Origin of the sequence: Halosimplex aquaticum (genome assembly GCF_028747785.1) — an archaeon.
GTDB classification, from domain to species: domain Archaea; phylum Halobacteriota; class Halobacteria; order Halobacteriales; family Haloarculaceae; genus Halosimplex; species Halosimplex aquaticum.
The window spans coordinates 504,253-530,211 of the sequence record NZ_CP118158.1 but is presented as its reverse complement, the minus strand read 5'-3'; the positions used below and the strand labels follow the sequence as shown (position 1 = coordinate 530,211).

Here is a 25,959-nt window from a genome sequence, read left to right as displayed (position 1 = left end):
GAGGCGCGCGTGAGCGACGCGAACCGGCGGGCGCAGGCGGTCCGTGCGATCCAGTACCTCGTCGGCGCGCTCGCGCTCGCGTGGGTCGTCCGCCAGGTCGAGTGGGGGCGGGCGCTGGCGCTGCTGGCCGACGTCTCGCCGGGGACCGCCGCGGCGCTGGTCGCGGTGAGCGTCGTCGGGCTGGCCGGCTCCCTGTACATGTGGCACGTCCTGCTCGACAGCGCCGCCCCGACGCGGTTCCGCGACGCCGTCCAGACCGGGCTGGTCGTGCTGTTCGTCAACCAGCTGCTCCCCTCGCGGCTGTCGGGCCGGGCGGTCGCGCCGTTCGTCGCCCACGACCGCACCGGGATGCCCTACGCCGACGCGATCGCGGTCTCGGGCGTCCACACCGGCCTCTACGCCGTCCTCTACGGCGCGACTGCCCTCGTCGGCGTCGCGCTCGGACTGGGGCGGCTCCCCTCGGCGCTCGTCCTCGTGCTCCTGCTGTCGACGGGGCTGTACGTCGCCGCCGGGACCGTGGTGTTGCTCGCCGGCGCGCACATGCGGGCCGTCGATCGCGTCGCCGTCGCGGTCGAGGCCCTCGCCCGCCGGGTGCCCGTGGTCGGCGGCCGCCTCGGCGGGCTGACCGGAACGATCCCGGAGTTCACGGCGGAGTCGGCGGCCGCGTTCCGCCGGTTACTCACCGACCCGTCGGCCGTCGCGCCGTACGTCGCGGGCTACGCGCTGACGGTGCTGGTGGTGCCCGGACTGCGCGTCTGGCTGCTGTTCGAGAGCCTCGGCGTCGCGTTCGAGCCGCTGGTCGCGCTGCCGCTGTACCTCGTCGCGGCCTACAGCGTGACGCTGCTGCCGCTCACGCCGGGAAGCGTCGGCGTCTCGGAAGCGAGCGCGACCGCGGTGTTCGTAGCGCTGGGGCTGCCGGTCGCGGCGGTCGTCCCGGTGGTGTTCGTCGACCGCCTGCTCGGCTCGTACCTCCCGGCGCTCGCCGGCTGGTACCCGTCGCTGCGGATCGACTTCTCGGCGCTCGCGTCGAACGCGTCAGCGAGCGAGTGAGTCCGGGGGTGTCCGGGCCCTGTCCGGCGAGCGGGCTCGCCCGCATCCAAACGCTCTTTGCGCTCACAGCGGTCGGTACGACCGATGAGCGAGCCGTCCGCGTCCGAGTCCGCCCGCGTCACCGAGCGGGTCCGTTCCGTCGACCCCCAGGGGATCCGCGAGATGTTCGAACTCGCCGCCGAACAGGGGGGCGAGCTGGTCCACCTGGAGTTCGGCGAACCGGACTTCGACACGCCCGAGCACGTCGTCGCGGCCGCGCACGAGGCCGCGACCGACGGCCGGACGAAGTACACGTCCAACGCCGGCATCTCCGAACTCCGCGAGGCGGTCGCGGACTATCTCGGTCGCGACGGCGGGCCGGTACCCGACCCCGCTTCCGAGGTGGCGATCACGACCGGCGGCGTCGAGGCGATCCACTTGGCGATCCACTCGGTCGCCGACCCCGGCGCGGAGGTCGTCGTCCCCACGCCGGCGTGGCCGAACCCCATCTCGCAGGCGAAGCTGGCCGACGCGGTCCCGGTCGAGGTGCCCATGCCAGCCGCGGAGGGGTTCGCGCCTGACGCCGGGCGGATCGTCGACGCCATCGGGCCGGACACCGCGGCCGTCCTGCTGACTTCGCCGTCGAATCCCACCGGGCAGGTGTTCCCGGTCGAGGCCGTCGAGCGAGTCGTCGACGCCGCGGCGGACCACGAGGCGTTCGTCCTCGCCGACGAGGTGTACCGGGAGCTGACCTACGGCGAGCGGCCGCCGCGGACCGCCGCGGTGGCCGACCGGCTCGACCGCGAGGAGTGGGTGCTGTCGGTCGGGTCGGTCTCGAAGGCCTACGCGATGACCGGCTGGCGCGTCGGCTGGCTCGCCGGCCCGTCGGACGTCCTCTCCCAGGTGACGAAGATCCGCGAGAGCACGACCTCCTGCGTCAACACGCCCGCCCAGTACGCGGCTATCGCGGCGCTCACCGGGCCGCAGGAGCCCGTCGACGAGATGAAGGCCGCCTTCCGCGAGCGGCGGGACTACGTGATGGGCCGCATCGAGGATATCCCCCGGATCTCGGTCGCTCGCCCGGACGGCGCCTTCTACGCGTTCGTCGACGTGAGCGCGCTCGACGGCTCCAGCGGAGCGGTCGCCGAGCGCCTCCTCACCGAGCACGGGGTGGTGACCGCCCCCGGGTCGGCGTTCGGCGCCGGCGGCGAGGGCCACCTCCGCCTGAGCTTCGCCAACGGGCTGGACCGCCTCGAACTCGGCCTCGACCGCCTCGAAGCGATGGTCGCGGCCGACGTGGACGGATAGCGCTTCGCCGCTGGCTTCCGGCCGGACTTACAACTCGCCGAGCCGGTCGGCGAGCCGGTGGGCGATCTCGGTCATGCCGTGGTCCATCGGGTGGAGCAGGTCGGTCGAGAGCCCGCCCGGATCCTGGAGCAGGTCGGGGCCCTCGATCAGGTGGAGGTTGTCGCGGTCGGCGGCCGCGACGGCGTCGCGCAGCTCCTGGCGGTACTCGCTCGGCGTGGCGGGCCACTCGTCCCCGTCGCTGATATCGGGACACAGGTCGGCGAAAAACGGGTACAGCGTCACCGCGGCGACGGGTTTGTCGGAGTGGGCGCCCGCGACGGTGTCGACCAGGTAGCGGACGCGCTCGCCGAACTCGTCGGCGTCGAAGCCGGCGGCGATCATGTTGACCGAGACGGCGAGGACGGCCCGGTCCCAGTCGTCTCGCCCGGCGACGTAGTCCGCGAGGGCGTTCTCGCAGAAGGCGGACCCGCCGGAGCCGAGGTTCACGTGGTCGTCGCCGAGCAGCCGCGCGGTCTGGTGCCCGTAGGTCATCGGGTACCGACTCGCGCAGGCGCCCTGCGTTATCGACGTGCCGTAGGTCAGTAGCGTCTGGTCGGGGCGCTCGGCCGGTTCCGGCGGTCGGACGTCGCCCGAGACGTCGTGGAGGACGACCGGGTTGCCGAACAGCACGAGGCGGCCGACCGTCGGGTCGAAGTAGCGGTCGTCGAGGCGGTCCCGGTCGACGGCGGCGACCCGCTCCGGCAGCGACAGCTCGACGGTCGTCGGCTCCGCGTCCAGAGTGACGTGTTCCCCGGGCTGTTCCTGGAAGGGGCCCCAGAACGGCGTCGCCTCACAGGACCCCTCGGGGCAGGACAGCGTGATCTCCGCGGACTCGCCGACGAAGCGGATCTCGACGCCGTCGGGGCGCCTGTACTCTTCCTGCGAACGGTCGTTGAACGGTTCCGTGACTCCGGGCGGCAGTCGCTCCAGTCGGACGCCGTCGTCCGCAGGGAGGGGCTCCGCGACGTTGTGCAGCGCGACGTTGTCACGTGACATACCGCCGCAATCGGCGACCGCCGATATAGGCGTGGCCCTCGCGTCACGTGCTTCCGGGAGGACGCCGACAGCGGGCGAGTTTTCCCGCTCGCGGACGCACGTTCGACCATGAGCGACGACGGCGACGACCGCGACGGCAGGGCGCTCGCGCTGCGCCTCGCCGCCGCGGTCGAGGCGGGCGAGCGCGAAACCGACGACCTCGCGGTCGTCGACGAGGCGTCGGCGGTCGAGCCGACCGCGGACGGCGCGTTCGCGTACGCGATCGGCCGCGGGGAGACGCGACTCGCTGAGGCGTTCGTCCACCCCGACCGGATCCACGTCGAGTTCGCCGGCGAACCGGACCGGGCGGCCAGCGCCGCGGCGCGCGCGGGACTGCGCGTCCGCCCGAAGGCGGTCCGACCGCCGCGGACGCTCGTGTTCGTCGAGGGTCCGGACGAGGTCGAGGCGGCGCTGGACGTGCTCGCCGCCGTGGGCGGGACGCCGGAGTGAGCCCGCCGGGGCTGGGGTACCGGAGTGGCCCGACGGTGCAGCCCTTCGCTCACTCGCTCTCGGCGGCTGCGCCCTCCGCGCGTTCCTCTGCGTGTTCGAGACAGAGGATCTCGCCGCGCTCGGTGTCGAAGGCGAAGGGGTCGCCCGGGCGGATCCGTCGGCCGTCGACGCCGCAGCCGTCGGCGTGCTTGAGGAAGTACCGGCCCTCTTTCCGGCCGGTTTCGAGGCGGCCGGCCTGAACCGCGAACCGGACCAGTCCCTCGCCGATCTGCGTCCGCTCCGGGGAGTCGGCTTCGAGTCGAATGACCGGCATCGTGACCGCCGGACCTACCGGCGCCACGGAGATAAATCGGCGCCCGGCCGCTGCAGGGGCCCACCGCCGTCGCCGCTCCCGGCGCAACCGTCCATTTAGGACCGTCCCGCCCGAACGTCGGTCATGGGCGTCCGAGACGTCACCGACGTACACGAGGAGTTCGACGGCGAGCGCCTGCCGCCGGGCCAGCGGAAGACCGAGCGGTTCCCCGTCCTCTCGCTGAAGGACACCCCCGACTTCGACCGCGACGACTGGGAGTTCACCGTCCGCGGCGCCGTCGAGGAGGAGTTGACGTTCTCGTGGGACGAGTTCCAGGAGCTACCGACCGAGACTCAACGGCAGGACTTCCACTGCGTCACCGGCTGGAGCCGCTTCGACAACGAGTTCCGCGGCGTCACCTTCCCCGAGATCGCCGAGCGCGCGGGCGTGGAGGACGACGCCGTCCACGTCATGTTCGGCGCGATGGACGGCTACTCGACCAACCTGCCGCTGGAGGAGTGCATGCGCCGGGAGGTGCTGTTCGTCCTCGACTTCGACGGCGACCCGCTCCCCTCGGACCACGGCGGGCCGCTCCGGGTGGTCACGCCCCACAAGTACGCCTACAAGGGCGCGAAGTGGGTCGACGGCGTCACCTTCCTCACCGAGGCCGAGCGGGGTTACTGGGAGAAGCGCGGCTACTCCAACACCGCGAATCCGTGGAACGAGGAGCGTTACACGACGCTCTGAGCGGAGTCGAGCCGGCCTTCACGTTCATGCACAACAGGGTTGCTGGCCGTGACCGAAGGGACGGTGGTGAAGACCCGAATGGCCACGGATCCCGAGCGTCGGCGGTACTACCCCGAGGCGGAGAACGTTCCCCTCAGCGAGGCCGTCCGCGAGGCGATCGCGGCCCACGACGACGCGTCGCTGTCCTCGACGGACGTGCAGCTCTACGATCACATCGACCCCGATGCCCTCGACGACCTGTTCAGGACCGACGCGGACGTCGACGTCTCGGTCCAGATCCGCCTCGAAAACGTGACCGTCAGCGTCTGGAGCGACGGCGGCGTCGACATCCGCGTCACCGACAAGATCGAGTAACGGCGTCCCCGACCCGTCGGTGTGAATATTAGGTGTATCAGGCCTGCCGAACGCCCCTAGTAGGTATGCAGACAACCTCTTTCAGGGGTCGCTCGCGCGGTAGACGTGTGAACGAACGACGCCACGCGAACGATACGGACCGGCAGGGGGCGATACCCCGTGAGTGACGCGGCCCGACACCCGCGGATACTCGACCTCCCGCGGGACGAGTACGGACTCGCGACGACGCGTGTCGCGCTCCGGCGGCTGCAGGAGCTCCTGCCCGAGTTCCTCGTCGACATCGTCGACAACGCCGACGCGGACGGGCTGGTCGTCCCGCTGGACGGCGGCGTCGACGCGGCGACGGCAGCCGCGCTGGCAGTCGACGCGGTCGGCGAGGAGAACGTCCTCGGACTGATCACGCCCGCGGGGCTGACCGACGAGGCGACGGCGAGCACCGCCGAGGCGGTCGCGGAGATGCTCGGGATCGAGCATCGCCGACTCCAGTTGCAGCCGGTTCTCGCGGCCTTCCAGGAAGTCGTCGGCGAGGCCGGCGGTCCCGCCGACGACCTCGTCGCCACGGACAACGCGGTCGAGCGGTTCCGGACGGCGACGGCATACTACTTCGCCAACCGGCGCGACGCGCTCGTCGTCGGCCCGGTCGACCGGACCGACCGCCTGCTCGGCGCGGCGACGAAGTACGGCGAGACGGGCGTTGATTGCTTCCTGTTCGGAGACCTCTACCGGACGGAGGTCCGCGCGCTCGCCGAGGCGATGGACCTCCCGGTCGAGATGCTCGACGGGGCGCCGCGGAGCGCGCCGCACGATCCCGCGCCGGCCGCGACGCTCGACGTCGGCGCCGAGACGATCGACCGGGCGCTCGGGCTGTCCGTCGACGAGGGCCGGGGCGCGACGGAGACCGCCGACCGGCTCGGGATCGACCGCTCGGTCGTCGTCCGCCTCGCGGACTGGTGCGCGGCGACTCGGCACAAGCGCCACCAGCCGCCCAAGCCGTCGACGAACCGCTGAGCCGGAGTGCACCGTCGAGCGAGCGACATTCGACGGGGTCCGGGCGGTAGCCATAAGGCTCGGACTTCCTAAATACGGGTGTGGATCCGTCACGCGTGAGTCCGCGGACGGTCGCGCTCGCCCTCCTCTGCGTCGCGGTGATCGCCTTCGCGGCGGCGACGCTGGACTCGACGACGAACCCGAACCCGGACGTCGGGATGGGGCACGCCGGGGCGGACGAGGACCTGGGCGGCCAGCGGACGCCGACCGACGAGCCCTCCGGCGACAGCGAGGAGGGGCGCGACTCCCCCCTGAGCCTCGACACCGACCCGGGCACGCCGTTCCAGTTCTGCGTGCAGTGGCTCACGCAGCCGCTGGTGCAGGCGCTGCTCGTGTTCGGGCTCGTCGGCGTCTTCGCGGTCGGGCGCTGGCTCGACGACGCGGCGTCGGGCCTCGCTGGCGTGTTCATCGTGGGCTACCCCGGATTCTTCCTCTACCTGCTGCTCACCTCCTGTCAGACGGCCCAGCGGGGATTCCTGGGACTCTCCGACCCGGGACGCCCCTCCACGGAGGGCGGCGGCCTGATGGGCGGACAGACGACGGTGGCGCCCCCCACCCTCACGACGAAGCTCCTGCTCCTGCTCGTCGTCGGGACGCTCGTCGCCGTCGCCGCGCTGGTGCTGACCGGCAACCACGACCAGCGCGACGAGCGGGTGACGGGCGACGAGGAGGACGAGGAGCCCGAGCCCGAACCGGCGACCGACGTCGGGGCCATCGGGGCGGCCGCTGGCCGGGCGGCCGACCGCATCGAGGGGAGCGACGAGTTCGAGAACGAGGTCTATCGCGCGTGGGCGGCGATGACCGACCACCTCGCGGTCGACCGGCCGGCGTCGAGCACGCCGGCGGAGTTCGCGACGGCGGCGACCGCGGCCGGGATGGACCCCGACGACGTGGCGCGGCTCACCGAACTGTTCGAGGACGTCCGGTACGGCGGCGAGGAGCCGACGGCCGACCGCGAGGAGGCGGCCGTCGAGACGCTGCGGCGGATCGAATCGACCTACGCCGACGACGGCGAGGGGGCGAGCCAGCTGTGAGCGGCCGTATCACTGCGACGTTGGGAGCGATCCTCGGCGTCGTCGGGCTGGTCGCCATCGCCGTCCCGCAGATCACGACGCCGCTGCCCGCCGGCGACGGCATCGTCGTCGCGGTCGGTGCGGTGCTCGTGCTGGGCGCGGCCGGCCAGATCCAGCGACGCCGGGCCACCGAACCGGAGTACGCGGAGACGCCGGACGCCGAACTCGCGGTCGACCTGCCGACGCCGGGCGACGACCTCGACCGGCGACTGAACCGGCTGGCGCTGACGCGGTTCAGCGAGGCCGAGCGCCACCGGTTGCGCAAGGAGGTGGGCGAGATCGCGGTGGCGACGCTCCAGCGCCGCGAGCGCTGTTCGGCCGACGAGGCCGAGCAGGCGCTCGCCGAGGGGACGTGGACCGACGACCCGTTCGCGGCGGCGTTTTTCACCGGCCGAGCCCCGGAGGCGAGCGCGACCGACCGGGTGCGCGAGCTGCTCCACCGGGAGTCGCCGTTCAAGCGCCGCGGGATCCGCGCCATCGCCGAGATCGAGCGACTGCTGGGGGACGAGGATGACTGACGGCGATCCCGGGCGGGCGGACGGTGGATCAGAGCGGATGCACGACGAGCCAGAGCGGCCGGACGGCGGGACGGCCGTCGACCCGTCGGTCCCGGTCGACGAGGGGAGCTCTCGCGACCGAGGAGCGGCGGACGGCGTCACCGAGGCGGACCGCTCGACGGCCGGCGATAGTCGGGACGCAGATCGAACCGACGACGAGGACTCGGCGGCGGCCGACGCGCGACCGGCAGCCGCCGCGGCGGGCCCGACCGCGGCGACGGTCCGGTCGTCGACGCTGCGGTCGACGAACCACTGGGTCGGGTTCGCGGCGCTGTCGTTTCTGTCGGCGGGGCTGGGCGTCGCGCTCCGCTCGCGCCCGCTCCTGCTCGCGGCTGTCGTGGGCGTCGGCTACCTCGCCTACGCGAGCGCGACCGAGGCGCCGGAACCGGAGTTGGCCGTCGAGCGCCGGCTCTCGACGGAGCGGCCGGAGCCGGGCGACAGCGTGGAGGTGACGGTCGTCGTCGAGAACGTCGGCGACGCGGTCCTGCCGGACCTGCGGGTCGTCGAGCAGGTGCCCGAGGCGCTGGCGGTCACCGACGGGCCGGCGCGGGCGGCGACCGCCCTCCGGCCGGGCGCGCGGGTGACCTTTTCGTACGCGGTGCTCGCGCGCCGCGGCGCCTATCGCTTCGACGGGCTGACCGTTCTCGCGCGCAACGCCAGCGGGAGCCGCGAGCGAGAACTCGACCTCGAAACCGAGCGGGCGTCGGTCACGTGCATGGCGCCGGTCGACGCGACGGAGGCGGTCCCGCTGCGGGGACTCACGTCGCCGTACACCGGCCGCGTCTCGACGGACAGTTCCGGGGAGGGCGTCGAGTTCGCCGCCCTGCGGGAGTACGAACACGGCGACTCGCTGAGCCGCATCGACTGGAACACCTACGCTCGCGACGGGACCCTCGCCACGATGGAGTTCCGCGAGGAGCGCATGGCGACGGTCGTGGTCGTCCTCGACCTGCGGCGGTCGGCGTACCTCCAGGCCGGCGACGACGGACTGCACGCCGTCGACCGCGGCATCGACGCGACCCGCCGGATCTTCAACTCGCTGCTGGACACGGGCGACCGCGTCGGCCTGGCGGCGTTCGCGAGCGACACCGTCTGGCTGGCGCCCGGCGCGGGGACGACCCACCAGGCCCGCGCCCGCGAGTTGCTCTCGACGCATCCGGCGCTGTCGCCGACGCCGCCCGAGGATCGGGTGTACGTCCGGTGGCAGCTGCGTCGGCTGCACCAGCGCCTCGACGACGACGCGCAGGTGGTGTTCGTCTCGCCGATGCCCGACGGGACGAGCGCGCGCATCGCCCGCTCGCTGCAGGTGCGGGGGCACCCGGTGACCGTCGTCAGCCCGGACCCGACGCTGCGGGACACGCCCGGGCGGACGCTCGCGGCGATCGAGCGGTCGAACCGGCTGAACGACCTGCGCGGGAGCGGCGTCCGCGTCGTCGACTGGGACGCCGACGAGCGACTGGCCGAGGCGCTCGAACGCGCTCGCAGGCGGTGGTCGGCGTGAGCGGCACCGAGATCACCCGTCGACCGGGGAACCACTCGCTGCTCGTCTCCGGCGTGGCGGGCGCCACGGCGGCAGCGGCGGGGCTGGCCGGCGGCGTGACCGGCGCGGTCGTGACGGCGCTGGGCACAGTGGTCCTGCTCGCGGGAGTGCGCCGGGCGACCCACCGCGCCGTCGACGTCGGCGGGCTGGTGGCGTTCGTCGGCGTCGTCCTCGCCGCGCTCGGCGACGCGCCCGCGCCGGCCGTCCTCGTCGGGACGGCGGCGTCGGTGGTCGCCTGGGACGCCGCCGGGAACGCCGTCTCGATCGGCCGACAACTCGGCGCGGAGGCCGACACCGCCCGCGCCGAGACGCTCCACGCCGCTACCGGCGCGCTGGTCGGGCTCGTCTCGGCGGGACTCGGGCTCGTGCTCTTCGAGGTCGGGCCGACACGCCAGCCCGTCACGACGCTGTTCGTCCTCCTCGTCGCCGCGGCGCTGCTCGTCGTCGCGCTGAACCGGTGAGGTGCAGATCCGAACCGGCCGCTCGGCTATCGACCGGGAGACACAGACGGCTTACCGCGCGAAATCGGACCCGTCGGCGGCGAACGGGCGGAACGGGCGGTCGCCGCTCGCGCGCGGGCATCGCGAGGCAGCGACGACTCACCCAGCGGTAAGGTCTGTGTTCGATTCTCCGACGCGCCGAGCGGGGGAACTCGGTGACGGAACGGAGGGGCAAACGAACCCGGCGACGCGGTACGCTCCGACTGCGGTTCCGTCACCGCGGGACCGCCGAAATCGCAGCGGTCTGTTACCGTTCGTTTGTGGCCCGGTTACTACGGTTCGTCCGAGGGTGGATCCACCTATGACAGCAGGTCGCAGGTCGGGCAAGCCCGCCGTCGTGGTACCGGCGACGACCGTCCCGAGTACCGTCGCCACGCTCCGCTCGCTCGGGAGGCTCGGTATCAAGACGGTCGTCGTCTCGGAGATGGACACCTCCCAGGCGTTCGCCTCGAAGTACTGCGACGAAGTGGTCTCGACGGCCGACCCGCACGAGGACCTCCTCGCGTACAGGGACGACCTCCTCGACGTGGCCGCCCGGGACGACGTCCGGACTATCGTCCCCGTCCGGGAGGTCGACGCGTACGTCCTCTCGCGGTACCGGTCGTCGTTCGAACCGGACGTCTCGCTACCGGTGCCGGACATGGACTCGCTAGAACGGGTCCACGACAGGCTGTTGCTGGCCGAGGCGGCCGAGGCGGCGGGGGTCCCCGTGCCGGAGACCCAGCGACCGGACGACGTCGAGGACTGGTCGCGGGACCTGCTCGCCAAGTCCCGGTACAACCTGCTCACGGCCACCTACGACGACTCGCTGGCTCCCGGTGAGTGCGAGACCTCGGACCTGATCGAGCACCTCGAACCCGGATCGGTGATGGCCCCCGACTCGCTCCGGGACCGTCATCGGGTAGAGCCGATCGTCCAGGAGTTCGTGTCGGCGGACGACGAGTTCATGGTCGCCGCGCTGTACGACTCGGGCGACCCGCTGGCCGTGTTCCAGCACCGGCAGGTGCGGGGCACTCGCTACACCGGCTCGGGCGGCGCCTACCGCGAGTCGGTCTCGATCCCGGAACTCGAAGCGGTCGCGACGGACCTGCTCGACCACCTCGAGTGGCACGGCCTGGCGTGCCTGGAGTATCTCAGGGACGAGGACACCGGCGAGTTCGTCCTCGCGGAGATCAACCCGCGCATGTGGCAGTCGCTGTCCTCGACTGTCGCGATGGGGGCCGACTTCCCGCGGTACTACTGGCAGCAGGCGACCGACCGCGCCGACGAGATCGACCCCTCCTACGACGTCGGGGTCGGCTGTCACTGGCTGAAAGGCGAGCTCCTGCACGCGCTGAGCCTGTTCCGGTTCGACTCCCCGCACGTCGAGCGACCGGGGTCCGCCGAGACGCTGCGCGACATCGCCGTCTCGACCTATCGGCACCCGCGGTTCGACTACCTCTCGCTCGACGACCCCGGCCCCTTCCTCCAGGACTGCTCGACGCTCCTCGCCGAACTGCCCGCCGTGCCCGACCTGCAGGTCTGGCGGAACCGCCCTCCGTGGGCCCGCGCGGTCCCGCGGCTCCCATTCCGGCGTCGCTGAGCGGTCCGCCGCCGCGGCTGGTCGCCGTCGGCGTCGCGTTCCTGTGGGACGGCAGGCGGTTCGAGTACCCGCGCCGGACGGATCGGCCGCCCCGCTGGCCGGATGGCACCGACGACATCGCGACCGACGTGATCTCCGACGCCGTCGGCGCAGTGGTCGTCGCGCTCCGGGGACCGACTACGGGGACGGTCTCGCCTCGGTCCTCCGCGGACGCCTCGAATCCGGCGAGGGCGTTTAGCCCGCGACCCGGCGGGCTCACACGCCGGGGATGGGGACGAACCGGAAGGTGAGGTAGGCGCCGATCGTGGCGATCGCCGGGACGACGTTCTGCATCAGGACGACCCGTGCAGTGGTCGCGGGATTGAACAGGTCGCCCGCGGCGGGGATGTCCTCGGGGTCTTCCTCGCCGATGGGGGGCAACTCCTCGCCCGCTTCGTCGGCGGCCAGCGCGTCCACGCCGATCGGCGGGGCGTCCTCGCTGGAGACCGCCTCGGACGCGGTCAGCGGCCGCGTCGCTCGACCCCAGCCGAGGCCGACGATGCTCATCGTCGCGATGATGACGAAGCTCGCGGGGATCCCGAGCGCGGAGAGGAAGACGACCAGTGTGGAACTGACCGTGGCGACGACGATCGCGGCCGTCAGCGGCAGTTCCGTGATGTCGCTACCCATCGTCTCCAGCGTCCGCCGGGCGATGGTGAACGCGCCGATGGTGACGGCGATGCCGCCGAGGATGATGGCCGGGTTCATCTTCAGTTCGTCGCTGCCGACCAGCGGCGCGACGGCGTTGGCGATGTTCGAGGTCCCGGAGCTGAAGGCCATCAGACAGCCGATCGCGACGACGGTGACCGTTCCGGCGAGCTCCCTGCGATTGGTCGTCCGGTGGACGCTCGGGATCGGCAACAGGCCCGAGCGGTCGACGTCTAACAGCGGGCCGGTACTGCGCTCCATGGCGACCAGGCGGTTGAGCCGCGCGTAGAAGTACCGGCCGACGATCAGCGACACCCAGAAGCCGATGATCGGCGAGACGACCCACCAGGTGACGATCTCGCCCATGACGGCCAGGTCCAGCACGCCGCCGGCGAGGCCGAGGCCCGCGATGGCGCCGACGGCGGTCATCGAGGTCGAGGCCGGGACGCCGAAGACGTTCCCGAGCAGGAGCGCGACGCCGATGAAAAAGAGGACGACGATGGACGATTCGAGCGTGAACACGCCGCTGTCGACCACCAGCTCCGACCCGAGCTTCGTCACGACGTTGCGTCCGATGGTCCAAGCGCCGAGGAAGAAGAACACCCCCATCAGCGCCGCGGCAAGCGTCTTCGAGATGGCGTCGGCGCCGACGGCCGGCCCGAACGCCGGACCCGTCGTCGACCCGCCGATGTTGTAGGCGACGAACATCGCGACGAGGATGCCGACGACCAGCAGGAGTTCGACCATCAGTCGTCCCCGTCCGTCGCTTTGGGGCTCTCGGCGTCGTCCTCCGCGGTCTCTAACTGTTTTTCCAGCGTCTCCTCGACCGTCTCCTCCACGGTCTCTTCGACCGTTTCCTCGACGGTTTCGCCGACCGTTTCTTCGACCGTATCGGTGACTTTCTCTTCGACGGTCTCTTCGACGGTTTCGCCGACGGTCTCTTCGACGGTCTCCTCGACCGTGTCGGTGACTTTCTCTTCGACCGTCTCTTCCACCGTCTCGCCGACGGTTTCCTCCACGGTCTCTTCGACGGTTTCGCCGACGGTCTCCTCGACTTTCTCCTCGACCGCGTCACCGACCGATTCCTGGACGGTGGCTTCGACGGTCTCGCTGACCGTCTCGTCGACGGTTTCGCCGACCGTTTCTTCGACCGTTTCCTCGACGGTCTCGCCGACGGTCTCCTCGACCGTCTCGCCGACTTTCTGCTCGACCGTCTCGTCGACTGTCTCCTCGACCGTCTCCTTGACCGCGGTGGTCATCCAGTCGGGGTCGAACCGGGCCATCTTCCAGACGACGTGGATGAGATACGAGAGCAGGACGCCGAACCCGAACGCCAGCCCGACGACGCTGTCGACGACCACGATCAGCCCCACCGAGAGCGCGATCAGCAATCCGTAGACGAGGTCGACGATCGAGTCGACCCGACTCGGGTTCACCGTCCACCGACACTGTCTTCGACCTGCGCGACCACGAGAGCGGCTCGCTGCCCACCAACTGTAAGAGAATACACGTGTATGTATCTAGAGTGGTTGTCCGCTGATATACCTTGGCAAAGGCGGCCGGTATCTGACGACCGGTGGAACTCCCGGATACCGGCGCTGGCTGTCGGCGTTCACCCGTCGGTGATGAACGAGTTTCGCAGCGGCGGGTAGCTCATCAGCGTCGAGAGGCGGAGCATGTAGGAGACGAGGAACGACAGCGGCGTGAAGGCGACGGCGCCGATCAGGCTGAACGTCGCCAGCAGGTCCATCGACGGCGCGCCGTCCATCAGCGGCGTGGCGTACACCAGCATGCCCAGCGACGAGACGAGGACCGCGAAGAAGCCCGCGTAGAGCAGCAGCCGGGAGAGCGTCGCGATCTCCTTCTGCGCGTAGAGGGTCTTCGTGTACTGTCGCGTGATGTTGAACAGCCGCAGCGTCTCCTGTAATCTGTCGAACGGCTCGTCGGGGACCGCCTCGCCGCAGTCGTGCTCCAGGTACTGCGTCGTCTCGATCAGCCACGCGCTGTTCACCTCGAGCATCGCCGACAGCAGCCAGTAAGACCCGAAGTCGGAACTGTCGAGCGCGCGTGCCACTCGGTCGGTGCCCTCGTCGATCTCCGCCCGCAGGCGAGCGGCGCGGTGTTGCAAGTCCTCGTCTCCGGTCGCCGCGGCGGCCTCGTCGACCGCCTCGGCGCACTCCTCGAGCGTCTCGATCAGCGTTCGCAGGAACGCCGCGGGCTCGGGCGGAATGAGCGCGACGTCGGCGACCGACTTGAGGTCCCTCCGGAGTTCTCGTACGCCCTGGTCGCGGGTTCGGTGCTCGTGTGGCTTCCCGAACTCCCGCGAGAGGACGAGCTGGTTGATCGTGATGGTGACCGGGACGAGCGTGAGGTTCCCGGCGATGAGGACGCTCAACAGCAGCGTCACCGGGTCCTCCGCACCGACTCCGATGATGTCGACCCAGCCGAGGAGGACGAACGTCGCGAACACCCCTGCGGAGAGCGCTCCGGCGACTATCCAGCGGTTCCCGTCCAGCAACAGCCAGCGGTTCGCCGACGAGTGGACGACGCCGGTCGGGATCGGACTGCTCGTCGACACCTCGACCTCGTGGTCGGAGTAGCTCACTCGTCACTAGCGGGCCCCAAACGCCGAAAGGGACGGCCCTGATACTGCCACCGATACGGACTGCCTCGATAGGACCACCCCACGACGCCACGGCGGTCCCACTTAGTCCGGCCGCGACGTCTTCGCTCGGCCGACCGAACTTTCCCGCTGGCGTGCCATGTTCTCGCATGCCTATCGACGTCCTCGACGGGGAGCCCCGCGCGGTGGACACGCACGCACACCAGCCGACGTCGGTCTTCCTCGAAGACGCGGGCGGCCAGTTGATGCGCGACGCGGCGGCGAAGTTCGGGACCGACCTGGAGACCTGGAGCTACGAGGAGATGGTCGGCGAGTACCGCGAGGCGGGGGTCGGACGGGCCGTCCTGCTGGGGTGGGACGCGGAGACGAACACCGGGAACCCGCCGGTCCCGAACGAGCACGTCGCGGAGGTGTGCGACGAGTACCCCGAGTTCTTCGTCGGCTTCGGGAGCGTCGATCCGCACAAGGACGACTGCGCCGCACAAGCGCGCCGCTGCGTCGAGGATCTGGGCCTCTCGGGGTTCAAGTTCCAGCAGATCGCCCAGGGGTTCGACCCGAGCGACCCCGCCCACGAGGAGCTGTGGGCGACCATCGAGGACCTGGGCGTGCCGGTCGTCTTCCACGGCGGCAACTCGACCCTGGGCGCCGGAGCGCCGGGCGGACGGGGACTGCGTATCAAGTACGGGGATCCGATGCTGATCGACGACGTGGCCGCGGACCACCCGGACCTGGACATTCTCATCGCGCATCCGGCGTTCCCGTGGGAGAAGGAGCAACTGGCGATCTGCCAGCAGAAGGGGAACGTGTACATGGACCTGTCGGGGTGGCTGCCGAAGTACATCGACGACCAGGTCCTGCACTACGCGAAGACGGTGCTGCGGGACAAAGTGATGTTCGGGACCGACTACCCGATGATTCGCCCGGGAGAGTGGCTCGACCAGTTCGAAGCCCACTGCGAGTTCCCCGCGGAGGTCCAGCGGAAACTGCTCTGGGAGAACGCCGAGCGGTTCCTCGGCCTGTGAGGGCGCGCGGTGGACGCGCGTCCACGCCGCGGCGGCGACGGGCCACGCTTATCGGCGCGCCCGCCCACTGTCGATTATGAACGCGAACGACGCGGCTGCCCGGGGGGCGCTGCTCGGCGTCGACGTCGGCGGGACGTTCACCGACGTCGCGCTGCTGGTCGACGGCGACCTCACGACGGCGAAGGTCCCCTCCACCGAGGACCAGAGCCGAGGGGTCGTCCGCGGGATCGACGTCGCCTGCGAGGCGGCCGGCGTCGACCCGTCGGCGATCGAGGGGTTCCGCCACGCGACGACGGCCGCGGTCAACGCCGTCCTCGAAGGCGAGGGCGCGCTGACGGCGCTCGTCACGACCGAGGGGTTCGGGGACGCGCTCGAAATCGGCCGCCAGGACCGCCCCTCCCTCTACGACCTCTCGGCGACGAAACCCGAGCCGCTGGTCCCGCGCGAGCGACGCTTCGAACTCGCCGAGCGGGCGACGACCGAGGGGATCGAGACGCCCGTCGACCCCGATTCGGTCCGCGAACTCGCCGGGCGGTTGGACGGCGACTGCGAGAGCGTCGCGGTCTCGCTGTTGCACGCCTACGCCCACCCCGAGAACGAACGCCGGGTCGCCGAACTGCTCCGCGAGGAACTCGACGTCCCGGTCTCGGCGAGCCACGAGGTGCTCGCCGAGTTCCGCGAGTACGAGCGGACGGCGACGACAGCCGCGGACGCGTACGTGACGCCCGTCGTCGACGAGTACCTCGCCAGGTTGGCCGAGCGGGCGGAGGAGCGGGACGTGCCCGCGCCGCGAGTGATGCAGTCGAACGGCGGCATTGCGGACGCGCCGACGGTCCGCGAGCGGGCGGTCACGACGCTCCTGTCGGGGCCGGCCGCGGGCGTCGTCGGCGCGGCCCGGTTCGAGCGCGCCGACCGCGACGGCCTCGTCACCTTCGACATGGGCGGGACCTCCTCGGACGTGAGCCTCGTCCGCGAGGGGAGCGTCGAGCGAACGACCGACGGGGCGGTCGGCGGCCATCCCGTCGGCGTCCCGATGGTCGACGTGCACACGGTCGGCGCGGGCGGCGGTTCAATCGCCTGGGTCGACGAGGGCGGCGCGCTCCGCGTCGGGCCGAAATCCGCCGGTGCCGACCCCGGTCCCGCCTGCTACGGGAAGGGCGGCGAGGCGCCGACCGTCACCGACGCGGCGGCCGTGCTGGGGTATCTCGGCCCGGACACGACCCTCGGCGAGGACCTGCAGATCGATCCCGACAGGGCCGAGGCCGTCATGGAGGACCTCGCCGACGAGGCGGGACTCGACACCGTCATCGACGCCGCACAGGGCGTCTACCGCGTGGCGAACGCGACGATGGCCCGGGCCATCCGCGGGGTGACCGTCGAGCGGGGTCACGACCCGCGCGCCTTCGCGCTCGCGGCGTTCGGCGGTGCGGGACCGATGCACGCGGCGGCGCTCGCGGACGAACTGGGGATCGAGACGGTGGTCGTCCCGCCCGGCAACGGCGTCCTCTCGGCGCTGGGCCTGCTCGCCGCCGACGAGCGCCACGACGCGACCCGCACGCACCGCGGTCCGCTCGCCGACCTCGACACCGCGGCCGTCGAGGCAGTGTTCGACGAGTTGGCCGCGGAGGTGCTCGCGGACGCGAGCGACCCCGACGCGGCGACCATCGAGCGCCGGGTCGAGTGTCGCTACGAGGGCCAGAGCTTCGAACTCCCCGTCGACGCGCCCGACCCGTTCGACCCCGAGATCGCGCGCGAGCGGTTCCACGCCGAACACGAGCGCGCCCGGGGCTACCGCATGGACGAACCGGTCGACCTGATCACCTGCCGCGTGACCGCGACCGTACCGGGTGACCCACCCGAAATCGCCTACGACCCCCAGGGCGACCCGCTGCTGGGCAAGCGCGACGTGTTCTTCCCGTCGGGGTTCTACCGCGCGCCGGTGTACGACCGCGCCCGGGTACCCGTCGACGTGAACGTGGACGGCCCGGCCGTCTTCGCCGGCGGCGAGAGCACCGTCGTCCTCCCCCCGGACTGGTCGGCCCGCGCGGACGCCGACGGGACGCTCGTGCTGGAGGCGAGCGAGGAATGAGTGTGAACGGGCGGACTAACTGGCCGGCGCGCGCTGGAGCGCGCTTTCATGCGCGCGACGTAGTCGTGCGAGGGATGAGTAGCGCAGCGCAGCGAGCAACGCAGTCGGTTGGGGAGGCGTGTGGCTGCTGGCGGTGCCGTTCGCGGGGCGGGACTGAAAGGGGCCGACTGCTGCGGGAACCCGGGCGAAGCAAGCACCGCAGGGAAGGAGCGACGCGACTGACCGAGGAGCGCAGCGAACCCCGGGACCGCAGCAGTCGGGGGCTTTCAACGCTCGTCGGCGTCGCTGTCGCTGCTCACCACGGCAATCGGTCCAGCGCCACGACTCACGGAGGAATGAACACATGAGCACCCAGAACCACGATCTCGATCCGGTCGAACTGGAGATTCTCAGAAACCAACTGGAGAGCGTCGCCGAGGAGATGGGGCAGGTGCTCGTCCGCGGCGCGTACTCTCCGAACATCACGGAGCGGCGCGACTGCTCGACGGCGCTGTTCGACGCCGAGGGACGCATGGTCGCCCAGGCTGAACACATCCCGGTCCACCTGGGGGCGATGCCCGAGGCGGTCGACGCGGTCCTCGACCGCGACCCCGAACCCGGCGACGTGTTCGTCCTCAACGACCCGTTCGCCGGCGGGACGCACCTGCCAGATATCACACTCGTCTCGCCGATCGCGCCGGGAACCGAGACAGATGCGGCCGACACCGACGGTGAGATCGACGATCCCGATTCCGCCGAAGACGCCGTCGTCGGCTACGCGGTCTCGCGCGCTCACCACGCCGACGTGGGCGGGATGGCGCCGGGGAGCATGCCCGCGGGCGCCCGCGACGTCCACCAGGAAGGGCTCCGCATCCCACCGACGAAACTCGTCGCCGACGGCGAGATCGACGACGAGGTCGAGGCGCTGCTCCTGGCGAACGTCCGGAATCCGGACGAGCGGCGGGCGGACCTCCGCGCGCAGATCGCGGCGAACGAGCGCGCCGAGGAACGGATCGCGGACCTCCTCGCGGACCACGGCGACAGCCTACTCGAAGCGTTCGAAGCGGTGATCGACTACTCCCGCGAGCGCGTCGAGGCGGAACTCCGAGACCTCCCGGACGGCACCTACCGCGCCGGCGACGCCATGGAGGGCGACGGCGTCACGGACGAGGACATCCCGATCGAAGTCGCCGTCACCGTCGACGGCGCGACGGTCGACGTGGACTTCTCGGGGACCGCGGATCAGGTCGCCGGCAACGTGAACGCCCCCCTGACCGTCGCCAAGAGTGCCGTATACTTCGTGATCCGATGTATTACTGACCCGGAGATACCGCCGAATCACGGCTGCTACGAGCCCGTCAGCGTCAGCGCGCCCGAGGGATCGCTGCTGAATCCCGACCCGCCGGCCGCGGTCGTCGGCGGGAACGTCGAGACGAGTCAGCGCGTGACCGACGTCGTCTTCGCGGCGCTGGCAGACGCGGCGCCCGAGCGCGTCCCCGCGGGCGGGCAGGGGACGATGAACAACGTCGTCGTCGGCGACGCCGACTTCGCCTACTACGAGACGGTCGGCGGCGGGGCGGGCGCGACCCCCGACGGCGACGGCCTCTCGGGCGTGCAGGTCGGGATGACGAACACGCTGAACACGCCGGTCGAAGCCCTCGAAGCGGCCTACCCGCTCCGCGTCGAGCGCTACGCGCTTCGCGGGGACAGCGGGGGCGACGGCGCTCACCGCGGCGGCGACGGGCTGGTCCGTTCGATCCGCGTGGAGACGGACGCGACGGTCTCGCTGCTCACCGAGCGCCGTCGGCACGCGCCGCGAGGGATCGCCGGCGGCGGGGACGGGGCGGTCGGGATCAACCGGATCGACGGCGAGCGCGTCCCGTCGAAGGTCACCCGAGCGGTCGAGGCCGGGACGACCGTCACCGTCGAGACGCCGGGCGGCGGCGGGCACGGCGACCCCACCGCGGATCGATCCTCCTCGGTCGGCGACGGCGCGGACGGGCGAATCGACGGGTCCGACGACAACAACGATTAAGTTATCGCTGACTGACTGTTCAGTTCATGGTAGACAGAGCGCTGGCGGCGGTGGCGGTGGTCCTCTGCGTGGTCGCGCTCGCGCTGGCGGCCTCGACGCTCGCGGCCACGAACGGCGTCGAGCGCGGGCCGGGCGAGGGGTCGGGTCCGGGGTCCAGCGACCGGCCGCAGAGTCAGCCGCCGCCGTCCAACGAGACCGGTAGCGAATCGCTCGGGTTGAGCGGTTTCTGGGTCGAACTCCTGATCGCGGCGTTCGTCGTCCTCGCGCTCCCGGCGGTGGTGCTCCTCGGCCGCTCGCGAGTGCTGGGGGCGCTCCTCGGTATCGGCTTCTTCGTCGTGCTACTGGCAATCATCTACTTCGTGACCGGCGTGGACGCCCTACAGCCCATCCAGAGCGCGGCGCAGAACACCACCGACGGGCTCCAGGGCGGCGGCGAGATGGGCAGCGCCGACGAGACCTCCCAGGAGCAGAGCCGGGACATGCCGCCCGTGTTCACGTTCGGCGTCATCGGCCTCGCGCTCGCGATGGCGGTCGGGCTGGTCTACTACGCGAGCGCCAGCGTCGACGCGTCGGTCGACCCCGAACCGCCCTCCGAGCCCGAACCGGAGGAGACGTCCGCCGTCGCCGAGGCGGCGGGCCGGGCGGCCGACCGGATCGACGACCACGAGGGCGACTCGTCGAACGCCGTCTACGCGGCCTGGGAGGAGATGACGACCGCCCTCCAGGTCCCCGACCCGGCGACGAGCACGCCCGGCGAGTTCGCCGACGCCGCCGTCACGGCCGGCATGGACGAGGGGCGGGTCGACGACCTGACCGACCTCTTCGAGCGCGTCCGGTACGGCGACGAACCCGTCAGCGAGGCCCACGAGCGCCGAGCGGCCGAGACGCTCCGCGCCATCGAAGCCGACTACGAGGGCGTCGACGCGACGGCCGCGAGCGAGACCGCCGGGGCCGCCGTAGCCACCGACTCCGAAGACGCGACGGGCAACGACTCCGGGGACGCGGCGGGCAGCGACCCCGGCGACGACGAGTACGGTGCCGAGGAGACCCCCGACGGGGGTGAGGACGCGTGAGTCCCGACGACGTGGACCCGGACCCGGGGACTGCGACGGACCAGCGACTCCAGCGCGGCGACGCGACCGGCGCAGCGATGGACGCCGTCGACGCGGCGGTCGCCGGCGACGTCGAACTGCAGGCGCCGTCGATCCGCGACCACCCGATCCGGGCGGCGCTCGGCCTGGTCATCGTGGTGCTCGGGATCGCGGCGGTCGTCGGCGTCGACGCCGTCCCCGAACTCCCGTTCGACGCGACGCTCGTGACGTTCGTCGCCGGCCTGTCGCTCGCGCTCGGCGCGCTCATCATGGTGCGGCGCGCGTTCGCCGCGGTGTCGACCGCCGAGACCGCGGACGTGGAGTACCGCGAGTCGGTGTCGGTCCCCGGCACCGAGTTCGACTCGCTGCTTCACGGCGCCGTCCACGGGATGGGCGGGCGCCGGCTCTCCGCCCGCCAGACCGTCGTCGAGCGCCTGCGCGAGGCCGCCGTCTCCATCTACGCCCAGGCCGAGCGGATCCCCGAGGCCGAGGCCCGCGAGCGCGTCGACGACGGGACCTGGACCGACGACGCCGTCGCCGCCCAGTTCCTCACCGGCGAGTCGCGGGTCTCCTCCACCAGCGACCAGGTCCGCACGCTCGTCGGCCGCGGGTCGAAGCTCGCCGCCCACGCCGACCGCGTGATCGCCGAACTCACCGAACTGGCGCCCGGCCTCTCCGCGGGCGACGTGGCGGCCGGCGCGACCGCCGACCCGAGCGCGGGTCGAGGTGACGAGAGTGGTAGCGACGAGGACGACGGCGACCGCCCGGAGATACGACGAACGGGCGCGCCGACGCGCCGGCAGGTCGACCGGCGCACCGACCGCTGGACGGGCCTGACCGGGCTGGGCCTGCTCTGCATCGGCGTCGGCCTCTGGGCCAGCCACGCCAACGTCCCGCCGGGGCTCGTCGTCGCGACCGCGGTCGTCGCCGGCGCCGCCGGCTACGTCTACCTGTCCTCGCCGCCGCCGGTCTCGCTGTCCGTCGAGCGCGAGTTCGCGCCGGCCGAGCCCGCGCCCGGTGACGAGGTGACGGTCACGGTCTCGGTCACCAACACGAGCGACTCGCTCGCGCCCGACCTCCGGGTGGTCGACGGCGTCCCGCCGGCGGTCCGCGTCGTCGACGGCTCGCCCCGCTTCGCGACCGCGCTCCGTCCGGAGGAGACTGTCTCCTTCTCGTACACCGTCGAGGCGGTCCGCGGCGAGCACGCCTTCGACCCCGTCCACGTCGTCGTCCGGGACTTCAGCGGCGCGCTCGAACGCGAGCGCCACGTCGCCGCGGAGTCGGGCGCCGTCCTCGCGGCCGACCTCGAACTCGCCGCCGACGAGTCGATCCCGGTCCACCCCCACACCGCCCAGCGGGTCGGCCGCGTGGTGACCGACACGGGCGGCAGCGGCGTCGAACTCCACTCCGTCCGCGAGTACCAGCGCGGCGACCCGATGAGCCGCATCGACTGGAACCGCGTCGCCGCCACCGGCGAGTTCGCGACCCTCCTCTTCCGCGAGGAGCACGCCGCGACGGTCGTCCTCCTGATCGACGCCCGCGAGGAGGCCTACGTCGCCCCGCGGGTCGACGCTCGCTCGGCCGTCGAGCACTCCGTCGCCGCCGCGGACGTGGTCATCTCGTCGCTGGTCGGCGCCGGTGACTCCGTGGGGCTGGCCGCGCTCTCGCCCGAGTGGTGCTGGCTCGAACCCCGCGGCGGCGCGGCACAGAGCGCTCGCGCCCGCCGGTTGCTGGAGACCCACGCGGCCTTCGACGGCCGACCGCCCGACGGCGACTTCTACGGCGAGATCGAGGAGCGCCGCCTCAGGCGCGAACTGCCCGCGGACGCGCAGCTCCTGCTGTGCTCGCCGCTGTGCGACGACGGCGCGGTCGCGATCGTGCGCCAGCTCCACGCCCGCGGGTTCCCCGTGACCGTCGTCAGCCCGGACGTGACCGCCCGCGCGACCACGGGCCAGCGCCTCGCCGCCGTCGAGCGCGCCATGCGGATCTCTCGTCTGCGCCGCTCGGGCGTGCGCGTCGTCGACTGGGACACCGACCGGCCGCTGGAGACCGCGCTCGACGCCGCCCACCGGAGGTGGTCGGCGTGAGCGTCGTCCGTCGCCCCGCCCGTGACTCCGTCTGGATCGCCGTCGCTCCCGGCGTGGTCGCCGTGCTCGGGCTGACGGTCAACCTCGTGGCGGCCGCCGCGGCGCTCGCGGGCCTCGCGCTCGTCGGCGTCGCGACCGACCGGGCCTCCCGACGGGGCGTCACGCTCGGCAGCGGCCTCGTGTTCGGCGCGCTCCTGTTCGCCGGCGTGCAGGGCGCCCCGCCGCCGATCCTGCTGCTCGTCACCGCCGCGACCGTCGTCATGTGGACGACCGCCCAGCACGTCGTCGGCCTCGCCGACCACCTCGGCCGCGACGCGCCGGTCCGCCGCTCGGTGCTCGTCCACGCGGGCGGCGCGACGATCACGACGCTCTCGGCCGGCACGCTCGCGCTCGCGGTCTACCTGTTCGCCTCGGCCTCGCTGCCGACGAGCGTCCTCGTCTTCCTGCTGGTCGGGAGCGCACTGCTGCTCTACGCGCTGGAGCCCTGACGACCGTCGCCCGCGAAAACGGCTGCCACGCCCGGCTACCGCGACCGGTGATCTATCTCTCGAACGACTCCCACTCGTCCATCCGCACCGTCTCGCGGCCGTTCGCCGTCTCGATTTCCGCCTTCAGCTGCAGCGTCTCCTCGACGTCGTGGTAGTTGTACGGCGCTCGCGACTGGCCGCACATCCACACGGCGCGGATCGGCGAGTCGCGTTCCTCGGTGCCGACGGACCGCGGCGCGACCGGGCGGAACTGGTTGCTGTCGGTCCCGCGCTCGACCACGCGGTCCCGTTCGAACGTCTCGTAGTCGTCGCCGACGCGCCACCGCTCGACGTCGAGCCCGTTCTGCTTGTCCTCCCGCGACTTCGGCCCCCGCGAGAGGTACAGCACGTCGTCGCCCTGGAGGTGCCCGAGGGAGACGCCCGGCGCGTACTCCTGTTCGGTCACCCCGTCCTCGGTGTACGTCGCGTAGACGTGGTCGGTCTCGACGACTTCGCTGACCGTCCACGACGAGTCGGCGAACTTCGCGTAGTAGTAGCGCTGGTCGGCCTCGTCGCCGTCGGTGAACGACGAGAAGACGATTGCGGGCTCCGCGCCGTCGGTCATCACGTCCCAGATCCAGCCGCGCTCGCCGCGGTCCTCCGCGTCGAACAGCTTCGTCATCTCCTCCTCGCGGATCGGCGTCTCGATCGGGTTTCCGTGACTGTCCCTGAACTGGTCGTCGGCGCCGTCGTAGTAGAAGTGGCGCACGTCGCACTTCCCGAGCGGGGCCGGACGCGGGTGACGGGAGTAACAGATGTCCAGCCGCTCGTCGCTCGCGGCGACCTTGACGTACCCGGAGTAGTCGTCGCCCTCGATCTGGAACAGGCGCTCGCGCTCGGACCACGTCTCGCCGTCGTCTCGCGACCGGTAGAAGTAGAACGTGCTCGGACTGCCGTCGTCGGGCCCGTCCCGGTAGAAGTAAAAGAGGGTCTCCGGGTCCGCCAGCCGGAACGGCATCGGGTACGTCGACTGGTTGTGGTCGGGGATCGACCGCTCCTCGCCGAAGCTGTCGATGCTGTCGGGCTCCTCGGAGACGCGGTAGCGGTTGCCGTCGGGCTTGTTGTGCGCCGTGTAGTACACGACGATCCGCCCGTCGCGCCGGACGTACACCGCCGGTGAGTTGTGGTCGTCGGGCGCCAGCGCGGGCGTGGTCCCGACCTCGCGGTTGACCTCGAAGGTCATGTCCTCGTGGTCGAACCGGGCGACGCCCACCGTTCCCTGGTCGTCGAACTCGGTCCAGCCGACGAACGTCGCCGTCTGCGTCGCCACGACTCTCGGTTCCTGAAACCAGCACCACGCGCCTGTGAGATCCGGTCGACTCAGAGCCATCGGTTGTCCCAGATTTCCGGCGGCCCAGCAATACAGTTTTGGTCGCGGAACCGGCGGAGCGCCGGGACGCTACTGAAAGCCGACCGCCTTTGCGCCTGGCTACCGAATCCCGGATAGATGAGTACACCCGAGGAAAACCTCGAGATCGCGCTCGACGACGCCCGGGAGTCGGAATCCCGGGAGCAGGCGATCGACGGGCTCCAGACCGCCAACGAGTGCGACATGCTTGCAGAGATCGTCCGCGCGGACGGCGTCGAGAGCCGGTACCGCGAGCTCGCGATGACGAAGCTCGGCCACCCGCAGTGTAAAGCGACGCTGGAGACGCTCCACGAGAGCGGCGAGATCCCCGACTCGCTCCGGGATCAGGCCGAGGAACTCCTGGGGAACACGCCCGACGACTCCGGCGCCGGACCGTAACCGACCGCGAGTCGCCGACGCCCGACGCCTGCCGGTCGCTCCTCCCCGCGAACTGTCGTTCCGCCGTCGCCGACGAGCCCCGAGCGGGCGGCTCAGCCCTCGTCCTCGGCCCGGGAAATGCAAGGTCAAGGAAGTTGCACCGGCCGGCCCCAGCACTGTCATGAGCGAGGACGAGAACGACCACGAGATGGGCGTCGAGTTCGGGTCTATCGAGTCGGTGTTCGACGAGGTCTCGTATCCGGTCTCGGCCGGCGAACTCGTCGAGCGATACGGCGACAGGGAGATCGAACGCACCAGCGCCGACCCGATCTCGATCCGCGACCTCTTCGAGGGGACGGGCGACCAGACCTTCGAGTCCGACGAGGAACTCAGGCAGGGGATGCTCAACATGATGCCCGCCGAGTCGGTCGGCCGCCAGCGCTACTCCGATCGCGGCGGGTCCGATCAGGACGACATCGACCACGAGGAGATGCAGGAGGACAACGAACAGCAGGTCGAGGACCGCGGCTCCGAGTGACG

25 protein-coding genes are annotated in these 25,959 nt (G+C 71.6%); 19 read left to right on the top strand and 6 right to left on the bottom strand.

Annotated features, from left to right (window positions below; all coding sequences use genetic code 11):
* Window positions 1–9 precede the first annotated feature (9 nt).
* Window positions 10–1,050: a lysylphosphatidylglycerol synthase transmembrane domain-containing protein gene (locus tag PSC72_RS02605; RefSeq protein WP_274324341.1), complete on the top strand. Its 1,041-nt coding sequence runs from the start codon at window positions 10–12 to the stop codon at window positions 1,048–1,050.
* 84 nt (window positions 1,051–1,134) lie between these two features.
* Window positions 1,135–2,337 (top strand): pyridoxal phosphate-dependent aminotransferase, encoded by a 1,203-nt coding sequence (locus tag PSC72_RS02600; RefSeq protein ID WP_274324340.1) that lies wholly within the window; start codon window positions 1,135–1,137, stop codon window positions 2,335–2,337.
* Between the two features lie 27 nt (window positions 2,338–2,364).
* Here PSC72_RS02600 and PSC72_RS02595 read toward each other — a convergent pair whose 3' ends face one another.
* Entirely contained in the window at window positions 2,365–3,372 is a 1,008-nt protein-coding gene (locus tag PSC72_RS02595) for an SGNH/GDSL hydrolase family protein (RefSeq protein ID WP_274324339.1), read from the bottom strand.
* A 108-nt stretch (window positions 3,373–3,480) separates the two neighbouring features.
* Between PSC72_RS02595 and PSC72_RS02590 the strand changes: the two genes are divergently transcribed.
* Complete coding sequence (locus PSC72_RS02590; protein WP_274324338.1) at window positions 3,481–3,861, top strand: hypothetical protein; 381 nt, start codon at window positions 3,481–3,483, stop codon at window positions 3,859–3,861.
* Between the two features lie 49 nt (window positions 3,862–3,910).
* Here the strand turns inward: PSC72_RS02590 and PSC72_RS02585 are convergent, their stop codons facing one another.
* Window positions 3,911–4,174, bottom strand: coding sequence for a hypothetical protein (locus PSC72_RS02585; protein WP_274324337.1), 264 nt, complete (start codon window positions 4,172–4,174; stop codon window positions 3,911–3,913).
* Between the two features lie 123 nt (window positions 4,175–4,297).
* Here PSC72_RS02585 and PSC72_RS02580 point away from each other — a divergent pair, with 123 nt between their 5' ends.
* The 8 genes from PSC72_RS02580 to PSC72_RS02545 all read left to right on the top strand — a co-directional run bounded on the left by PSC72_RS02580 (window position 4,298) and on the right by PSC72_RS02545 (window position 11,553).
* Window positions 4,298–4,900 (top strand): sulfite oxidase-like oxidoreductase, encoded by a 603-nt coding sequence (locus PSC72_RS02580; protein ID WP_274324336.1) that lies wholly within the window; start codon window positions 4,298–4,300, stop codon window positions 4,898–4,900.
* A 78-nt stretch (window positions 4,901–4,978) separates the two neighbouring features.
* Window positions 4,979–5,254, top strand: coding sequence for a HalOD1 output domain-containing protein (locus PSC72_RS02575; protein ID WP_274324335.1), 276 nt, complete (start codon window positions 4,979–4,981; stop codon window positions 5,252–5,254).
* Between the two features lie 159 nt (window positions 5,255–5,413).
* A complete protein-coding gene (gene nadE / locus PSC72_RS02570; protein ID WP_274324334.1) occupies window positions 5,414–6,262 on the top strand; it encodes an NAD(+) synthase in 849 nt (282 codons plus the stop codon).
* 80 nt (window positions 6,263–6,342) lie between these two features.
* Entirely contained in the window at window positions 6,343–7,335 is a 993-nt protein-coding gene (locus tag PSC72_RS02565) for a DUF4129 domain-containing protein (RefSeq protein ID WP_274324333.1), read from the top strand.
* Window positions 7,332–7,892 carry a DUF7269 family protein gene (locus tag PSC72_RS02560; RefSeq protein ID WP_274324332.1) on the top strand — a complete coding sequence of 187 codons (561 nt, stop codon included), beginning with the start codon at window positions 7,332–7,334 and terminating at the stop codon, window positions 7,890–7,892. The genes PSC72_RS02565 and PSC72_RS02560 overlap by 4 nt, the downstream gene beginning before the upstream one ends.
* A 37-nt stretch (window positions 7,893–7,929) precedes the next feature.
* Complete coding sequence (locus PSC72_RS02555) at window positions 7,930–9,432, top strand: DUF58 domain-containing protein (protein WP_274324331.1); 1,503 nt, start codon at window positions 7,930–7,932, stop codon at window positions 9,430–9,432.
* The gene (locus PSC72_RS02550; protein ID WP_274324330.1) at window positions 9,429–9,932 is read left to right on the top strand and encodes a DUF7519 family protein; all 504 of its coding nucleotides are present in this window, start codon (window positions 9,429–9,431) and stop codon (window positions 9,930–9,932) included. Before PSC72_RS02555 ends, PSC72_RS02550 begins: the two co-directional genes overlap by 4 nt.
* Before the next feature lie 340 nt (window positions 9,933–10,272).
* The gene (locus PSC72_RS02545) at window positions 10,273–11,553 is read left to right on the top strand and encodes a carboxylate--amine ligase (protein WP_274324329.1); all 1,281 of its coding nucleotides are present in this window, start codon (window positions 10,273–10,275) and stop codon (window positions 11,551–11,553) included.
* Between the two features lie 255 nt (window positions 11,554–11,808).
* Here the strand turns inward: PSC72_RS02545 and PSC72_RS02540 are convergent, their stop codons facing one another.
* From PSC72_RS02540 to PSC72_RS02530, 3 genes are all read right to left on the bottom strand, one after another.
* Window positions 11,809–12,987, bottom strand: a complete 1,179-nt coding sequence (locus tag PSC72_RS02540) for an inorganic phosphate transporter (RefSeq protein WP_274324328.1) — start codon at window positions 12,985–12,987, stop codon at window positions 11,809–11,811.
* Window positions 12,987–13,676: a hypothetical protein gene (locus PSC72_RS02535; protein ID WP_274324327.1), complete on the bottom strand. Its 690-nt coding sequence runs from the start codon at window positions 13,674–13,676 to the stop codon at window positions 12,987–12,989. Before PSC72_RS02535 ends, PSC72_RS02540 begins: the two co-directional genes overlap by 1 nt.
* 176 nt (window positions 13,677–13,852) lie before the next feature.
* Window positions 13,853–14,845, bottom strand: a complete 993-nt coding sequence (locus PSC72_RS02530) for a hypothetical protein (RefSeq protein WP_274324326.1) — start codon at window positions 14,843–14,845, stop codon at window positions 13,853–13,855.
* 173 nt (window positions 14,846–15,018) lie between these two features.
* On the opposite strand from PSC72_RS02530, the gene PSC72_RS02525 reads away from it, so the two are divergent.
* The 6 genes from PSC72_RS02525 to PSC72_RS02500 all read left to right on the top strand — a co-directional run bounded on the left by PSC72_RS02525 (window position 15,019) and on the right by PSC72_RS02500 (window position 23,654).
* A complete protein-coding gene (locus tag PSC72_RS02525) occupies window positions 15,019–15,885 on the top strand; it encodes an amidohydrolase family protein (protein ID WP_382261838.1) in 867 nt (288 codons plus the stop codon).
* A 76-nt stretch (window positions 15,886–15,961) separates the two neighbouring features.
* A complete protein-coding gene (locus PSC72_RS02520) occupies window positions 15,962–17,974 on the top strand; it encodes a hydantoinase/oxoprolinase family protein (RefSeq protein WP_274324324.1) in 2,013 nt (670 codons plus the stop codon).
* A gap of 343 nt (window positions 17,975–18,317) precedes the next feature.
* Window positions 18,318–19,988, top strand: coding sequence for a hydantoinase B/oxoprolinase family protein (locus PSC72_RS02515; RefSeq protein ID WP_274324323.1), 1,671 nt, complete (start codon window positions 18,318–18,320; stop codon window positions 19,986–19,988).
* Window positions 19,989–20,014: 26 nt separating this feature from the next.
* Window positions 20,015–21,061, top strand: coding sequence for a DUF4129 domain-containing protein (locus PSC72_RS02510; RefSeq protein ID WP_274324322.1), 1,047 nt, complete (start codon window positions 20,015–20,017; stop codon window positions 21,059–21,061).
* Window positions 21,058–23,166 (top strand): DUF58 domain-containing protein, encoded by a 2,109-nt coding sequence (locus tag PSC72_RS02505; RefSeq protein WP_274324321.1) that lies wholly within the window; start codon window positions 21,058–21,060, stop codon window positions 23,164–23,166. Before PSC72_RS02510 ends, PSC72_RS02505 begins: the two co-directional genes overlap by 4 nt.
* Window positions 23,163–23,654 (top strand): DUF7519 family protein, encoded by a 492-nt coding sequence (locus PSC72_RS02500; protein ID WP_274324320.1) that lies wholly within the window; start codon window positions 23,163–23,165, stop codon window positions 23,652–23,654. Before PSC72_RS02505 ends, PSC72_RS02500 begins: the two co-directional genes overlap by 4 nt.
* Window positions 23,655–23,706: 52 nt before the next feature.
* On the opposite strand, the gene PSC72_RS02495 is transcribed toward PSC72_RS02500, so the two are convergent.
* Window positions 23,707–25,023 carry a BNR-4 repeat-containing protein gene (locus PSC72_RS02495; RefSeq protein ID WP_274324319.1) on the bottom strand — a complete coding sequence of 439 codons (1,317 nt, stop codon included), beginning with the start codon at window positions 25,021–25,023 and terminating at the stop codon, window positions 23,707–23,709.
* A 117-nt stretch (window positions 25,024–25,140) separates the two neighbouring features.
* On the opposite strand from PSC72_RS02495, the gene PSC72_RS02490 reads away from it, so the two are divergent.
* Both PSC72_RS02490 and PSC72_RS02485 read left to right on the top strand, forming a co-directional pair.
* On the top strand, window positions 25,141–25,440 hold the full coding sequence (locus tag PSC72_RS02490) for a hypothetical protein (protein WP_274324318.1): 300 nt from the start codon (window positions 25,141–25,143) through the stop codon (window positions 25,438–25,440).
* 160 nt (window positions 25,441–25,600) lie between these two features.
* The gene (locus PSC72_RS02485) at window positions 25,601–25,957 is read left to right on the top strand and encodes a DUF5789 family protein (protein WP_274324317.1); all 357 of its coding nucleotides are present in this window, start codon (window positions 25,601–25,603) and stop codon (window positions 25,955–25,957) included.
* The last annotated feature ends 2 nt before the right edge of the window (window positions 25,958–25,959 follow it).